This is a genomic window from Microbacterium sp. NPDC087592 (assembly GCF_044743585.1).
Classification (GTDB): domain Bacteria; phylum Actinomycetota; class Actinomycetes; order Actinomycetales; family Microbacteriaceae; genus Microbacterium.
In genome coordinates, this window is the sequence record NZ_JBIUWT010000001.1 from 661,446 (window position 1) to 675,097 (window position 13,652).

Annotated in this window: 13 protein-coding genes; 4 read left to right on the plus strand and 9 right to left on the minus strand. The window is 69.8% G+C overall.

All coding sequences use genetic code 11. The features are described 5' to 3' along the window. Nucleotides 1-45: 45 nt before the first annotated feature. A complete protein-coding gene (locus tag ACIOTO_RS03220) occupies nucleotides 46-312 on the plus strand; it encodes a hypothetical protein (RefSeq protein WP_400858070.1) in 267 nt (88 codons plus the stop codon). Between the two features lie 12 nt (nucleotides 313-324). Here the strand turns inward: ACIOTO_RS03220 and ACIOTO_RS03225 are convergent, their stop codons facing one another. From ACIOTO_RS03225 to ACIOTO_RS03235, 3 genes are all read right to left on the minus strand, one after another. Next, nucleotides 325-1,785 (minus strand): MFS transporter, encoded by a 1,461-nt coding sequence (locus ACIOTO_RS03225; protein ID WP_091035471.1) that lies wholly within the window; start codon nucleotides 1,783-1,785, stop codon nucleotides 325-327. A gap of 56 nt (nucleotides 1,786-1,841) precedes the next feature. Continuing rightward, nucleotides 1,842-3,182, minus strand: coding sequence for a M20/M25/M40 family metallo-hydrolase (locus ACIOTO_RS03230; protein ID WP_400856442.1), 1,341 nt, complete (start codon nucleotides 3,180-3,182; stop codon nucleotides 1,842-1,844). 68 nt (nucleotides 3,183-3,250) lie between these two features. Further along, entirely contained in the window at nucleotides 3,251-4,072 is an 822-nt protein-coding gene (locus ACIOTO_RS03235) for a MerR family transcriptional regulator (protein ID WP_400856444.1), read from the minus strand. Between the two features lie 152 nt (nucleotides 4,073-4,224). Between ACIOTO_RS03235 and ACIOTO_RS03240 the strand changes: the two genes are divergently transcribed. From ACIOTO_RS03240 to ACIOTO_RS03250, 3 genes are all read left to right on the plus strand, one after another. Then, nucleotides 4,225-4,962, plus strand: coding sequence for an SDR family oxidoreductase (locus ACIOTO_RS03240; RefSeq protein WP_400856446.1), 738 nt, complete (start codon nucleotides 4,225-4,227; stop codon nucleotides 4,960-4,962). A 69-nt stretch (nucleotides 4,963-5,031) separates the two neighbouring features. Further along, entirely contained in the window at nucleotides 5,032-5,298 is a 267-nt protein-coding gene (locus tag ACIOTO_RS03245) for a glutaredoxin domain-containing protein (protein ID WP_105711117.1), read from the plus strand. A 100-nt stretch (nucleotides 5,299-5,398) separates the two neighbouring features. Further along, a complete protein-coding gene (locus ACIOTO_RS03250) occupies nucleotides 5,399-5,812 on the plus strand; it encodes a VOC family protein (protein ID WP_105711116.1) in 414 nt (137 codons plus the stop codon). 11 nt (nucleotides 5,813-5,823) lie between these two features. Here the strand turns inward: ACIOTO_RS03250 and ACIOTO_RS03255 are convergent, their stop codons facing one another. The 6 genes from ACIOTO_RS03255 to ACIOTO_RS03280 are packed head-to-tail and all read right to left on the minus strand — an operon-like array spanning nucleotide 5,824 to nucleotide 13,516. Further along, nucleotides 5,824-7,338 carry a CdaR family transcriptional regulator gene (locus tag ACIOTO_RS03255; RefSeq protein WP_029263815.1) on the minus strand — a complete coding sequence of 505 codons (1,515 nt, stop codon included), beginning with the start codon at nucleotides 7,336-7,338 and terminating at the stop codon, nucleotides 5,824-5,826. Further along, nucleotides 7,335-8,363 (minus strand): DUF917 family protein, encoded by a 1,029-nt coding sequence (locus ACIOTO_RS03260; protein WP_400856449.1) that lies wholly within the window; start codon nucleotides 8,361-8,363, stop codon nucleotides 7,335-7,337. Before ACIOTO_RS03260 ends, ACIOTO_RS03255 begins: the two co-directional genes overlap by 4 nt. Before the next feature lie 10 nt (nucleotides 8,364-8,373). After that, nucleotides 8,374-9,492: a DUF917 domain-containing protein gene (locus ACIOTO_RS03265; protein WP_400856451.1), complete on the minus strand. Its 1,119-nt coding sequence runs from the start codon at nucleotides 9,490-9,492 to the stop codon at nucleotides 8,374-8,376. Further along, nucleotides 9,489-10,589 (minus strand): DUF917 domain-containing protein, encoded by a 1,101-nt coding sequence (locus ACIOTO_RS03270; RefSeq protein WP_400856453.1) that lies wholly within the window; start codon nucleotides 10,587-10,589, stop codon nucleotides 9,489-9,491. The genes ACIOTO_RS03265 and ACIOTO_RS03270 overlap by 4 nt, the downstream gene beginning before the upstream one ends. A 1-nt stretch (nucleotide 10,590) precedes the next feature. After that, entirely contained in the window at nucleotides 10,591-12,138 is a 1,548-nt protein-coding gene (locus tag ACIOTO_RS03275; RefSeq protein ID WP_029263811.1) for a hydantoinase/oxoprolinase N-terminal domain-containing protein, read from the minus strand. A 40-nt stretch (nucleotides 12,139-12,178) separates the two neighbouring features. After that, nucleotides 12,179-13,516 (minus strand): purine-cytosine permease family protein, encoded by a 1,338-nt coding sequence (locus ACIOTO_RS03280; RefSeq protein WP_400856455.1) that lies wholly within the window; start codon nucleotides 13,514-13,516, stop codon nucleotides 12,179-12,181. Nucleotides 13,517-13,652 lie beyond the last annotated feature (136 nt).

The window sequence follows — 13,652 nt, forward strand, 5'->3', positions numbered from 1 at the left end:
CTGGCAAGCTTGCGGAATCGATGCGACGATGACGGGGTGGAATTCATGAATGACGCGCAGATCTGGACCATGATCGGGGCGTTCAGCGCGCTGATGTTCAGCACTCTCACCGTGGTCTCCACGCTGTTCATCCACGTCGTCCGCAGTGAGATCGGCGGACTCCGCAACGAGATGAACGCCCGATTCGACGCGGTGAACACGCGCTTCGACGCCGTGGACACGCGGTTCGATGCGGTGAACGCGCGCATCGACGGTCTCGACGGCGACGTGCAGGCCATCGTGAAGCGGACGTTCGGCCTCGATCGGGAATGATCAGACCCGACCTCAGACGACCGGGGCGACCTCCGCGTCGACCGATCGGTCGGTGAATGCGGTCTTCGGCACGAACACGAGGATGACGGCTGCGACGAGCGCGGTGACACCGCAGACGATCCAGACGGTGAAGTACCCCGCGAGCGAACCCGCGGTCCCCTCGGTCGCGCCGGCGGTCGTGGCGACACCGTGCAGCAGCGCGATGCCGAAGACGCACGAGGCGATCGCCCCGCCCACGGTCTTCACCGAGTTGGTGAGCCCCGTCGCGACACCGGTCTGCGTGGCGGGCGCGGCCGATGCGGCGGCAGCGGGAAGAGCGGCGACCAGCGCGCCGGAACCGAGGCCCACGACGACCATGTTCGTGATGACCTGACCATAGGTGTCATGGAACGGCAGGAACAACAGGAAGCCGAGCCCCACCAGCACCGAAGCGCCCATCAGCGTGACCCGTGGAGTCGCCCATCGTGCGATGGTCGGGAACAGCAGCGCACCCGCGATCATCGCCACGAGGTACACGCCGATGATGAGCGAGGTCGCGAACCCGCTCGTGCCGAGACCGTAGCCGTAGATCGACGGGTCGGTGCGCGCGAACGTCGACAGTGGAGCCTGTGCACCGAGCACGCTGACGCCGAAGAGGCCCGCGGTGAGGAACACCGGTCCGAGCGCGGGCGAGCGGAACATGCGCACGTCGATGAGCGGGTCGTCGCAGCGCAGCTCCCAGAGCACGAACGGGATCACCAGCAGCACGCCGAAGACGACCACGGCCCAGGACCACGGATTCACGAGACCGCCCTCGAGGCGGAGCAGGCTGAGTCCGCCGGTGAAGCAGACGAGGGCCAGGGAGATCAGCACGAGGCCGACCGTGTCGAAGATGCCGCCGGTCGGCTCGGGAGATTCCTTGACTCCGAACAGGATCACGAAGAAGCACACGACGATGAGCACGGCCGGAACCAGGAGGACGACCGTGAGGGGCAGGACGTCGATCAGCGCGCCGCCGACGAGAGCGCCGATGATCGCACCGCCTTCGAGGGCGGCGACCAGGAGACCTGCCGCCTTGGCCGTGATGGAGGAGCGTCCTTCCATGCGGCGCGACCGCGACCAGATCAGGGCGATCTCGAGCGGGAGCCACACGACGTAGAAACCCATGAGCGCCCAGGCCGCGAGGAACACGCCGAAGGAGTCCGTGAACGGCAGCACCAGGGCCGCCGCCGCGGTGACGGCGGTGGAGATCAGCAGCATCCGCTTGTGCCCGACCATGTCGCCGAGCTTCGCGAACGCCGGGACGACGAGCGCCGACAGCATGAGCTGCGCGCCCTCGAGCCAGTTCACGTCGGCGTCGTGGATGCCGAGGTGCCGGGCGATGTCGCTGAGCATGGGCGTGTAGTAGCCCTGCAGCACACCGCTCGTGAACTCCACGAACGCGAGGAAGCCGACGACGACGGCGAGGGTGCCCAGAGTGCGGGTGCGCGTCATCGCGTCTCCTGCTTCTTGTTTCGGGTGCTCCCGCTCGGGGCGGGAGGAGGGTGAGATCACCCTAGCCGTTCGAGAAGCGCGCGATGGAATCGCTCTCCGCGCTCCAGCGCCGCGATCTCGACGCTCTCGTCGACGCCATGGATCGAGGCGCGCTGCGCGTTCGACATGTCCAACGGAGCGAAGCGGTAGACCGCCGGCGAGAAGCGGTGGAAGTGCCGGGAGTCGGTGGCGGCCATCATCACGTAGGGCACTGCCGGAGCCCCGGGATGCGAGACCTCGAGCGCGGCCGCAAGCAGCGCGAACTGCGCGTTGTCGGTGGGCGATTCCGGCGAGGGCTCGCTGGCCTCGACCACCTCGACGGACACGAGCGGATCGCGGATGCGGCGGCGCACCCGGAACACGGTCTGCTGCGTCGTCTCCCCCAGCGCGATGCGGAGGTTGACGGTCGCGGAGGCCTGGGAGGGCAGCACATTCGCCGCCGTCCCGCCGGACTGCATCGTCGGGGCGACCGTCGTGCGCACGAGCGCCGCCGGTTCACCGCCGAGCGCCGCGAACACCTGACCGGTGACGAGCGGCGCCGCTCCGAGGAACCGCAGCAGGTGGCGAGCCGGACCGGGTGTCTGGGCGGCCAGCTGCGACAGCATCCGCAGGACCGCTTTCGAGGCGCGAGGGCGGAAGGTGGCGGGTCCGAGACGGTCGACGGCCCTCGCGATGCGTCGCACGGCGGTGAGTGATGGCGGGGCCGAGGCATGACCGCCCTCGCCGCGCGCCGACAGCCGGAGCGTCATCACGCCCTTCTCGCCGACGCCGATCATCGCCGCCCGACCGGGGACGAACGGCAGGGGCGCGTCGACGACGGCACCGCCCTCGTCGACCACGAGCCAGGGCACGATGCCTCGTTCACGCAGCACCCGCGCGATCTCTTCGGCCGCCTTCCCGTAGGTCTCCTCATTGCCTCCGAACGAGAGGTACACGTCGCGGGGCGGAACGAACCCGTCGGCGAGCAGATTCTCGACCGCTTCGAGCACGACGACGAGCGGACCCTTGTCGTCCAAGGCGCCGCGGCCGAACACCGAACCATCGGCGATCACGCCGTCGAAGGGCGGATGGGTCCAGGCGTCGCTCTCATCGACCGGGACGACGTCGTAGTGCGCCATCAGCACGACCGGTCCACCCGATGCCGCGCCCGTGCCCTCCCAGTGGAACAGCAGCCCGAAGTCGGTGTGCCGCTCGAGGCGCAGCTTCGCGTGCGTCAGGGGATAGAGCTCGGCGATCAGTGCGACGAACTCCTCGAACGGCGCGGCACCGCGCTCGTCGAGCTCAGCCGAGACCGTCGGGATCCGGATCATCTGCGAAAGCCGCTCGGCGATGCCGGGGCGCACGGTCGATGTGGTCACAGTCGCCATCGTACCGAGCGCCCCGGCTCCGCCTGCATCCACCCGGACGCAGTGCCGCCCGGCGTCGCTTACGCGTAGTGCCAGAGCACCGTCATGCGCGCCGGACGCGTCTCGTCCCACGGAAGCACATGCCAGATCTCCCGCGGCGGCCCCACCCTGGTCGCCTTCTGCTCATCGATCCACTCGCAGCCGCGATCGTAGGCGGCGAGGATCGCGGGGAACGCCGTGTCGTCGCCTTCGACCGTGACGGCGACGGCCGCACCGCCGCCGAGTCGATGGCTCCGGATTCCCTCCGGGGTGTCCCGGATGACGCGGTCGACCGGAAGGCACACCTCGATGGGGCCGTCGCTGTCGGCGGTGATCAGGGCGTGGAAGATGCCGAACGCGTCTGAGGGGACGGTGAGACCGCGCTCGGCCGCCAGCGCGCTCAACCGCTCGTGCGCCTCTCGGATGCGTTCGTCGAGCTCGCCGACGTACGTCGTGACGAGCAGACTGAGCACCGCCTGCTCGGGGCGGATGTCGGTCGTGAGGGACTTCGTATTCATCGGTGATCCTCTGAAATGGCCACGCGCCTGGTCGAGGAGCGTGGCGGTCGAGGCTGCGGACGTCCGTACCTGCTCCCGGAACGCGTCCAGAGCCGCGACCGCGTCGCCGTCGGGCAGCGCGAGCACCTCCTGGATCGCATCGAGGCTCATGCCCGCCGTCCGCAGCAGGGAGATGAGCCGTCCCGTCCTCGCCTGCTCGATCCGATAGAAGCGGTACCCGTTGTCCGGGTCCACCGCATGCGGCACCAGGAGCCCGCGCTTCTCGTAGAGGCGCAGGGCCTTCGGCGAGAGCAGGGCGGCCTCGGAGAAGGGACCGATGCTGAGGAGGTCGATGGAGTGGCTCACAGGGTTCACGATGCTCTCTGCCCTCGGGACAAGGTCAAGCGGTCACCCGCTCTGGGGAATCGTAGCGAGCAGTTTCTGCCGACGTCTCACATTTCGTGCACCTGTCCGGTCAGCCATGGAGAAGGATGTACCGAAAAGACGAAGGAGCACGCATGAGAATCGCCGTCGCAGGAGGAACCGGGACCGTGGGCCGGCACACCGTGGAGGCGGTGCGGGCCGCAGGACATGAGGCGGTCGTGCTCAGCCGGTCGCAGGGAGTCGACCTGGTGACCGGGCAGGGTCTGGATGCTGCCCTGGCCGGTGCGGACGCGGTGATCGATGTGGCGAGCATCCAGACGCTCAAGGCGAGCGCGGCGATCGAGTTCTTCACCGCCGCGACCGGGAACCTGCTGTCGGCGGCATCGGATGCAGGGGTTTCGCACGCCGTGCTGCTGTCGATCGTCGGGATCGATCGCATCCCCTACGACTACTACGCGGGAAAGGTCGCACAGGAGAAGGTCGTCGAGGCCTCACGCGTGCCGTGGACGATCCTCCGCGCGACGCAGTTCCATGAGTTCGCGGGCCAGATGTTCGAGAACGCGAAGGTGGGCCCGCTGCACCTCGCCCCGAACGCGCGGACGCAGCCCGTGGCTGCCGCCGAAGTGGGCGCACGCCTCGCCGCACTCGCTGCCGGGTCGCCGCAGGGCCGCGTGCGCGACTTCGCCGGCCCGCGCGAGGAGAGCCTCGCGACCATGATCCGCGCCTTCGCCCGCCGCGAGGGATACCGCGGGTGGATTCCGGCTGTGAACGTGCCGGGCCCCCAGATGGCGGGGATGCGCGCGGGGCATGCGCTGCCCGGCCCCGATGCGGACCTGGGTGTCCAGACGTTCGACGAGTGGCTCGCGTCCTAGCTCCGGGAACAGGCCGGCACGGTCGTCGGTTGCATCCGGGAGAAGCATCGCGGATCCGAGGAGGCGGGGATGGAGCTGACCCTGGTGTCATCGTCGTTCTGCGGCGCCTGCGCACGCACTCGGTCGGTGTTGGCCGACGCCGCTCGATTCCTGCCGGATGCGACGGTGACCGAGATCGATGTCGCTCAGGATCCGGACGCCGCGGAGGCACTCGACATCGACCACACGCCGACCGTGATCATCCGCGACGCATCGGGAGTCGAGGTGTTCCGAGCCACGGGGGTGCCGACGGTTCCGCAGGTGCTCACCGCAGCGGTCAAGGCTCTCCCGGCCTGAGCCCGCCCGTCCGCGTCGGATCTCTTGCGGAGGCAGGGCCCGGGGCGCAGACTGAGCGTCAGCGGTGCCGTAGTCTCACCTCTCACCTCCTGGAGTCCTCATGCCTGCCCTCAACCCGTATCTCTCGTTCCGCACCGAAGCCCGCGAGGCGATGGAGTTCTATCAGGGGGTGCTCGGTGGTGAGCTCGTGATCAACACCTTCGGAGAGTTCCCCGACATGGTGCAGGATCCGAGCCAGAAGGATCTCGTCATGCATGCCCAGCTCGATGCACCCGGTGGACTCGTCCTCATGGCATCCGATTCTCCCGACGGCATGCCCTACGAGAAGCCGCAGGGCTTCTCGGTCTCGCTCAGCGGCAACTCGCAGGACGCGACCCGTGCGGTGTGGGAGAAGCTGGCCGACGGGGCCACGATCACGATGCCCCTGGACGTGCCGCCGTGGGGCGGCCTCTTCGGGATGCTCGTCGACCGCTTCGGCATCCCGTGGATGCTGCACGGCGATCCGGAGGAGTGAGCGGGTACTGCTCAGCGCGGCTGCACGGCGCGACACGCGAGGTGCAGGGCCAGCCGCGCCTCGGGGTCGGTCATGTCGATACCGAGGAGTTCCTGCACGCGCCGGATCCGGACCATGACCGTGTTGCGGTGCAGGCCGAGCGCACTCGCCGTCGCCGCGATGCCGGACTCGTGATCGAGGTAGGCGGAGAGCGTGGTGAGCAGCTCCCCACCGCCGTCGCGCAACGGCGCCAACAGCGATTCCGCCGCCGGGACGAAGGTGTCGTTCCCGGTCCAGGCGAGCAGCAGCTGCTCCAGGCCGAGGCTGTCGACACGCACGAACCACCCGGTCGCGGAGCGCGATGCGGCGATGCGCGCCGCGTCGCCGGCCTCGTCCAGGGTCGTGGCCAGACCTTCCGCCCCGGCCTGCAGCGACCCGACACCGGTCGCCACCGCGAAATCGCGCAGCACGGCGAGGTGGAGTTCCCGCAGTGAGGCGACGGCGCGCTCCACCCGATCCGGATGCGGGGCTTCCGGGAACGACAGCCATCCGCTGAGTCCGCGTCCCGCCGTGGTCGCATGCGCCTCGCCGTCGATCGCGGAGAGACCGGCGCTCACCGAACGCAGCAGCGAGAAGGAATCGAGTCGTCCCCTCGCCACCACACGGAAGCCGATGTGGTGCCCGCCCGTGCGCCAGCCGCGCTCCGCCATGCGACGCTCGACGTCGGCATCGGCGGCCCCGTGCAGGTCGACGAAGTCCCGAAGCAGACCTGACGACACGGCGACGTCGTTCACGGCGGCCACCTCGTCGATCAGGATGCGCGCCGCGACTGCGGGCATCGCGATCTCTGCCGCGACCGAGAGCGACTGCACCTGCGCCTCTCCGAGCCCGCGACCGAAGAGCACGAGCCGCAGGCCGCTGCGCCCTGGACTGTCGACGCGCACCGAAGCCGCCGCGGAGTCGCCGGCCTTCGCCTGATCGAGCCAGGAATCGAAGCCGATCGCGGCATGCAGGTGTTCGTCGAGGTGGGCTCCTGCCTCCTGGAGAACCCCGGACGAGTCGATCAATGCGGCCCCGACACCGAGGTTCGCCGCGATGTGCCCCAGCAGGTCGGCGAGGTCGTCGGCGGCGTACTCGAAGGACTGGGCGACCTTGCGCACCTGGCTGAGCGTCAGCGCGTCACGGGCCTCGAGCAGCATCCAGCAGGCCTTCGCGAGCTGCACAGGGCGCTCGACGTCGAGCAGACACAGGCCGATGCGGTCGGCGAGCCGGAACGCGCCCGCATCGAAGCCGGCCGCGCCGGGGAGGGCGAGCCCCGTGAAACCGCGGTCCCGCAGTCGTCGCAGCAGCGCGTCCTGCTGCCAGGTCGCGCTCGGAGCCGTCGAGGTGACGATCGCCAGGCGGTCCGCACCGCTGTCCGTCAGCTCCGCCTCCCCCGCTCCGACAGCGACCGCCTCCCAGGCGGTATCCGCAGGACCGGCGATTCGCCGAAGCCCGCCGTTCTCCGCATGGGCGAGCAATGCGCTCAACCGCAGCCGCTCGATCACGCTGCGTCCAGATCGTCGAGGCCGTACGCCGACGGCACCACCTGGGACCGCCGGTCGGGCCGCGCGTTCCACCACTCGGGCGCGGGGATGGCGAAGACCGCCACGTTCCGGGCGAGACCCAGCTCGGTGACCTCGAGGATCTCCCGGGACACCGCATCGACGATCACGATGATGGTGGGGGCCGAGGCGACGAGGAGTCCGTCGGTGAGCACGGCCAGCGCCTCGGATCGGGTGACCACGCGGTGCACCGCGCCGCCGAGACCGCTGATCTCGACCGCGTTCACGTGCGGGTCCTGGAGCGAGGGCGCGACCGAGACGATACGTCCTTCGGCGAGCAGCTCGGCCCCCAGTGCGTCGGCGAGGAGGGGAAGCGGAGCAGCGGCGGCGGCGAGGTAGGCCCTGCCGAGCTTGAGCGCGTACGCGAGGTGGCCTCCGATCGCGTGCTCCCGCAGATCGCCGACGGTGAAGCCGCCGAGCACCGCACAGCCGACACCGCCGGCCTGGATGATCGCCGACCGCACGACGCGCTCGGCGTCGATGGCCCGATGCGCCTCGACGAGCGCGACTCCGTCGGCACCCGTGTCGCAGGCGAAGACGAGCCCCGGCACGCTGTCGACGAAGAGCGACATCTGGTCCAGCCCCGGCACGGCGCGGCCGGTGCAGTCCGCGTCGAGCACGACGTGCGATCCGGCGAGCGTCAGTGGTGCGAGCCCGTTCATCCCCCCGCCTTCGAGCGAGCAGACTGCGGGAACCGGATGCCCGACCCAGCGCTCGACCGCGTCGAGGAGGCGGGCGAACGGCTCCTCCCCCGGAAGCCGCTCCCCGAGCAGCATCGTCGACCCCACGAACGCGACCCCGAGACAAGGTGTGGCGGGGTCGAGCGAGGAGACCGGGGAGACCTCGATGGGCCAGTCCGTCGCCCGCGCGAGCATGAGTTCGAGCATGGTGGTCGAGCCGCCGCCGCCCGAGCCGAGCAGCGCATAGCCGCGGGCGAGCGCCGTGAGGTCGTCGCGCTGCAGCATCATGCGCTCCAGCCTAGGGAGAAACGCCCTCGCCTGCGGACAGCGTCTCCACCGGGACGAACTCCGCCGAGAGCCCGAATGCGGACGGGCCGAACGCGGCGAGCGCATCGGGAGTGCGCATCATCTCGGGAGTGGAGATTCCCAGCACCCGCACGCGCTGTCCGTACCGGAGCCCCTCGGTCGTGATCGGCTCGGCGGTCTCGTGGTCGACGACGCAGATGAGGTCGGGCACGATCGCCACGAGCGTCTCTCCACGGTGGGCGATGAGGTTCTCGTTCTGGAAGGAGATCTCGAACGTGTCGCCCTCCTCCGCCCCGAGCGGTGCGATGACCGCCCGCCCCTTGGCGAAGCCCTCTGTCGTGCGGCGTTCCACGTCGATGACCTTGCCGACGCAGAGCTCACGCAGGTGCGGGTAGAGAGTCGTCGAGAGGGTGTCGGCGATCGCCTCGAACGGCGAACGGTGCTCCTCTCGGGCGACCCGGATGGCGCGGCCGAGCGCGAGTGCCATCGAGATCGTGCGGGGCACGGCCGTTCGCCGGACGTCGGCTCCGGTCATCGCGTACTCCGCGATGTGACCGACGCCACCGAGGCGGATGGTGATGCCGCGGGCGAGCCACTCCATCTGCCGGTCGTCGTCGCCGGTCTCGATCACGACCTTCTCCCCGCGTTCCCCGGCGAGCGCGAGCGGCGACCCGTGCACGCCGTACACGGCGAAGGTCTCCATGGACAGCTCGGGGAACGCGCGGCCCATGCCGTCGGCGTCCACCACCGGGAGCCCGGTCTCGGCCGCGACGATGAGCGGGATCATCGAGTTGATGCCGCCGCACTCGATCGGCATGGTCGCGTCCGCGGTCCGTCCGAGGTGCTCCTCGAGCGTGCGCAGGGCGAGCGTGGGCTCCGTCCCGGCCGGGATCTTCTCGATCATCACGGTCGGGGCGCCCATCTGCGCCGTCGGGATCACGAACAGGTCGTCGGCGAGCTCGTCCGGGTCGAGGATCGTGATGCTCCCCTTCCCCAGCACCCGCTCGACCAGCATCTTGCCGATGTAGGGGTCGCCGCCTCCGCCCGTGCCGAGGAGCGTCGCGCCGCGGGCCAGATCGGGGAGGTCGGCAGCCGTGAGCTGCCAGCTCATGCCGCGGCTCCCGCCGACGCCGATCCGGTCGAGATGCTGCCGTCGAAGCGGTGCGCCGCCATGTCGTACCCGAAGTAGCCGGGGCCCACCATCGCGAGGGCGGCCTCCGAATGCCAGCGCTCATCCGCCGGAGCCGCGATCACCCGCACCCGCTGCCCGTAGCGCAGGCCCTCGGTCGTGATCGGCTCGCCGGACTCGCCGTCGAGCACCATGATCAGGTCGGGAGTGGTCGCGAGAACCGCCCCGTCGGCCTCGGCCACGAGGTGCTCGTTCTGGAACTGGAGAGTCAGCGTCGCACCGGCGTCACCGTCGATGCGTGCGCGCCCGCGCGCGAAGCCGGTCGTGGTGGCCCGGTGCACGTCGACGACCTTGCCGTCGAACAGCTCGCGGCCGCCCAGGAGGTCGACGACCGCGTCGACCGGGTCGGTCTTCTCGTCGCGGGCCGTGGCGATGCGCTGCCCGATCTCGATGCAGCGCGACAGTGATCCGGAGACGAGCGACCCCCGCGCGGCCGTGCCGGACATGGAGAACCCGGAGATCATGACCGAGCAGCCCATCTCGACGCAGGCCACGCGGGCGATGCGCTCGGTCCAGGAGTTGTCCGCCGTCTGCAGCACGCCGGTGTTGCCCTTCTCGTCGCTGAACGCGAGGGGCGATGCCGTGACGCCGTACAGGGTCGGGAGCACCATCTGCAGCTCGGGGAAAGCGCGCCCCATGCCGTCGGCGTCGACCAGCGGCAACCCGAGCGCGGCGGCCGCGGCGATCGGGATGGTCGAGTTGACACCGCCGACCTCCGCGCACGCGATGTGTGTGACGGGCCGACCGAGATGGATGGCGAGCGCCTTGACGGGCTCCACGACCTCGGCCAGGCTCGGGAGCTTCTCGACCATGACGGTCGGCGCGCCCATCATCGCGACGAACAGCACCAGCGCGTCGTCGGGCACCTCGTCGAGACCGACGACGGTGACGTCGCCGGACGTCAGCGCCTGACGGGCGAGGAGCGCGCCGATGTAGGGGTCTCCTCCCCCACCGGTGCCGAGAACCGCAGCGCCGCGGGCGAGTCCGTCGATGTGTGCGGGAGTGATGGTCCAGCTCATGTCACGCCCCCATGTCGAGGTCGCCGACGGCTTTCACGCGGATGCGCGTCGCGTTGCCGGGGAGGTACGGGATGGGCACCTCGTCGAAGTCGATGATCGACACGGTCGAGGGTTTGGCGCCGGCGGCGATGGCCTTGTCGACGGCCTCGGCCCGCACCTCGGCGAGCGTCTCCTCGCGGCGACCGGGCTCGATCGCGTAGACCTTGTCGATCTCGCCGCCGACCTGTGCGATCGAGGCGCCGATGGCGTTCGCGACCGCGTAGTTCTCCGGCCGGTGCACCGTGCCGAACAGCGGAAGCTCGTCGGGGAGCAGGATGGATCCGCCGCCGACCGCGACCACCGCGATGGGCTCGGGCGAGGTGCGCATGCGGTCGACGGCCTCGGACACGCGCTCGGCGATGCGCGCGAGCACCCGCTCGACGAACGCCGGGTCGAGGTGCGCGACCTTGCTCGCATCCCCGACCTGCGCGCGACCGGCCGCGACGGCGATGTCGGTGGCGGTCAGAGTCGATCCGCCGAAGACCAGTGCCTCCGTGGTCAGCTTGTAACCGACGGAAGCCGGGCCGACCTCGGCCGTCTCCTCGTCGACGATGCTGCCGCCGCCGATGCCGAGCGAGAGCACATCGGGCATCCGGAAGTTGGTGCGGATGCCGGCGACCTTGACCTCGTTCGCCGTCTCGCGTGGGAAGCCGTTGATCAGCAACCCGATGTCGGCGGTGGTGCCGCCCACGTCGATCACGGCGCAGTCGTCGAGGCCGCTGGTGGCCGCTGCCCCGCGCATCGAGTTGGTCGGGCCGGACGCGAAGGTCGCGACCGGGTAGCGGCGCACGTACTCCTCGTCCATCAGCGTGCCGTCGTTCTGGCTGAGGAAGATCGGCGCCTCGATGCCCTGGGCGCGAACGGCCGAGGTGAGCCCGTCGACGATCTCGGAGGCGAGCTCGCGCAGCGCGGCGTTGATGATCGTCGCGTTCTCGCGCTCCAGGAGCCCGATGCGTCCGATCTCGTGCGACAGCGAGATGGCGGCATCCGCCCCCAGCACCTCCGCGACGATCTCGGCCGCCCGCACCTCGAGGTCGTGGTTCACGGGGCTGAACACCGAGGAGATGGCGACCGAGCGGATGCCGTGCGCCTTCATGTCCTCGGCGTGCGCCCGGATCTCGTCGGGGTCGAGCGGTGAGATCGGTCGGCCGTCGAACTCGTAGCCGCCGTGCGCGAGGTAGCTGCGGGCCTGGGTCGCTTCGACCAGCACCTCGGGCCAATCGATCAGGGGCGGCAGCGCACGGGTGGCGGGCAGCCCGAGCCGGAGGGCCGCGACCGGTGCGAGACGGCTCGCCTGCACGAGCGCGTTGATGAAGTGCGTCGTGCCGATCATGACGGCATCGATGTCGGCGCCCTCGAACGAGTGTCCGGCCCGCAGGTCCTCGATCGCCTGGATGATGCCGCTGGTGACGTCGGGGGTGGTCGAGTGCTTCACCCCCGCCAGGGTGCGGGTGCCGTCCATGAGGACTGCGTCGGTGTTGGTGCCGCCGACGTCGATGCCGATGTGCATGATGCTCGCTTTCCTGTGAGGGTTGTCTATCTGTAGCGGCTCAGGCCGCTGCTGTCTGTTCGACCGGTGCGGCCTGCCGTGTGGTGGCCACGCCGACGCCGCGCACCCAGCCGAGCTTGCCCGCGACGATGTAGAGGGCCATCGAGAGGAAAAGGCTGAGAAGCGACGGGATGCCCCACGTCACGAAGTAGCCGACCAGCGCGGAGACCAGCCAGACGACGATCGTCGCGGGGACGATGCGCGGGGCGGTCGCCGGGAGGGTGCCTTCGTCGCGCGTCGCGTCGAGGTCGGGACGCCAGCGACGCACGATGTAGTACTCGGCGACCATGATGCCGGCGATCGGGGGGAACGCGACGCTCAGCACGATCAGGAACTCGGTGAACTGTCCGAGGATGCCGACCGCGGCGAGCACGGATCCGACGACGCCCAGCACGATGGTCGTGGTGACGCGGTGCAGGTTCTTCCCGAACGCGGTCGAGATGAAGTTCACCAGGCCCAGTGTGGAGGAGTACAGGTTCCAGTCGTTGATCTTCAGGGTGCCGGTGAGCACGATGAACAGGCCGATGAACCCGACCGACGAGGTGACGATCGCGACGATGTCCCCCGTGGCCGCGGCGTGCGCCAGCAGCACGCCGGCGAGGCCGATCACGAACTCGCCGAGGGAGACGCCGACCACGGTCTGCTTGATGACGTCGGCGCGCGAGCGGTTGAAGCGGGTCATGTCGCCCGTGATGATCGCGCCGACGATGAGGCCACCCGCGACGATGCCGGTTCCGGCCCACACGCTCATCGTGGGTCCGGGCGCGGGGCCCGTGAGCAGTTCGCCGATGTCGTGACGGCTCAGCTCGGAGATGACCGACCAGCCGATGAGGATGAGGAACAGCGGCACGGTGATGTTCGCGAGCCACTGCATCCCGACGAAGCCGAAGGCCACGATCGCGGTGACCGCGAGGCCGAAGATGAGGCTCCAGGCCCAGACCGGCAGAGCGCCGGGCATGAGGGCATCGAGCGACTGCGCCGAGATCGCGGACTGGATGCCGAACCAGCCGATCAGGCTGATGCCGATCGCGAGCCCGACCAGGGAGGCGCCGATTTCGCCGAAGCCGGTCCAGCGTGCGAGGAGGGCGGTGTTGAGGCCCTCGCGCTGGCCGATGAAGCCGACCACGCACATGATCACCTCGAGGATGAGCGAGCCGAAGAGGAAGGCGAGGACAGCCTCGCCGAAAGTCATGCTGTAGCCGAGGGTCGCGCCGAGGAGGAACTGAGAGAGGGCCGAGACCTGTCCGAATCGCTGCACGGCGATGCCGAACCAGGGTTTGCGGGCCTCGGGAGTCACCCGGGAGAGCGCGAAGTCGTCTGCGTGCGCCGTGCGTGCCATGAGGATCCTTCGGGAGGAGGAGGGGAACGGGTTGTGCGCCACAGTAGCCACGCTCGGACACCGCACGACATGTGCATATCGCACGAGAATCGAACCCGGATGTGCGCATCGCACGTACCCGCTCTGCGTCACGCCC

Excerpts from the sequence above, each read along its gene's own strand:
- ACIOTO_RS03280 (WP_400856455.1), bottom strand. The coding sequence starts at position 13,516 with ATGGCACGCACGGCGCACGCAGACGACTTCGCGCTCTCCCGGGTGACT.
- ACIOTO_RS03245 (WP_105711117.1), top strand. The coding sequence starts at position 5,032 with ATGGAGCTGACCCTGGTGTCATCGTCGTTCTGCGGCGCCTGCGCACGC.
- ACIOTO_RS03250 (WP_105711116.1), top strand. The coding sequence starts at position 5,399 with ATGCCTGCCCTCAACCCGTATCTCTCGTTCCGCACCGAAGCCCGCGAG.
- ACIOTO_RS03265 (WP_400856451.1), bottom strand. The coding sequence starts at position 9,492 with ATGAGCTGGCAGCTCACGGCTGCCGACCTCCCCGATCTGGCCCGCGGC.
- ACIOTO_RS03220 (WP_400858070.1), top strand. The coding sequence starts at position 46 with ATGAATGACGCGCAGATCTGGACCATGATCGGGGCGTTCAGCGCGCTG.
- ACIOTO_RS03240 (WP_400856446.1), top strand. The coding sequence starts at position 4,225 with ATGAGAATCGCCGTCGCAGGAGGAACCGGGACCGTGGGCCGGCACACC.
- ACIOTO_RS03260 (WP_400856449.1), bottom strand. The coding sequence starts at position 8,363 with ATGATGCTGCAGCGCGACGACCTCACGGCGCTCGCCCGCGGCTATGCG.
- ACIOTO_RS03225 (WP_091035471.1), bottom strand. The coding sequence starts at position 1,785 with ATGACGCGCACCCGCACTCTGGGCACCCTCGCCGTCGTCGTCGGCTTC.
- ACIOTO_RS03275 (WP_029263811.1), bottom strand. The coding sequence starts at position 12,138 with ATGCACATCGGCATCGACGTCGGCGGCACCAACACCGACGCAGTCCTC.
- ACIOTO_RS03270 (WP_400856453.1), bottom strand. The coding sequence starts at position 10,589 with ATGAGCTGGACCATCACTCCCGCACACATCGACGGACTCGCCCGCGGC.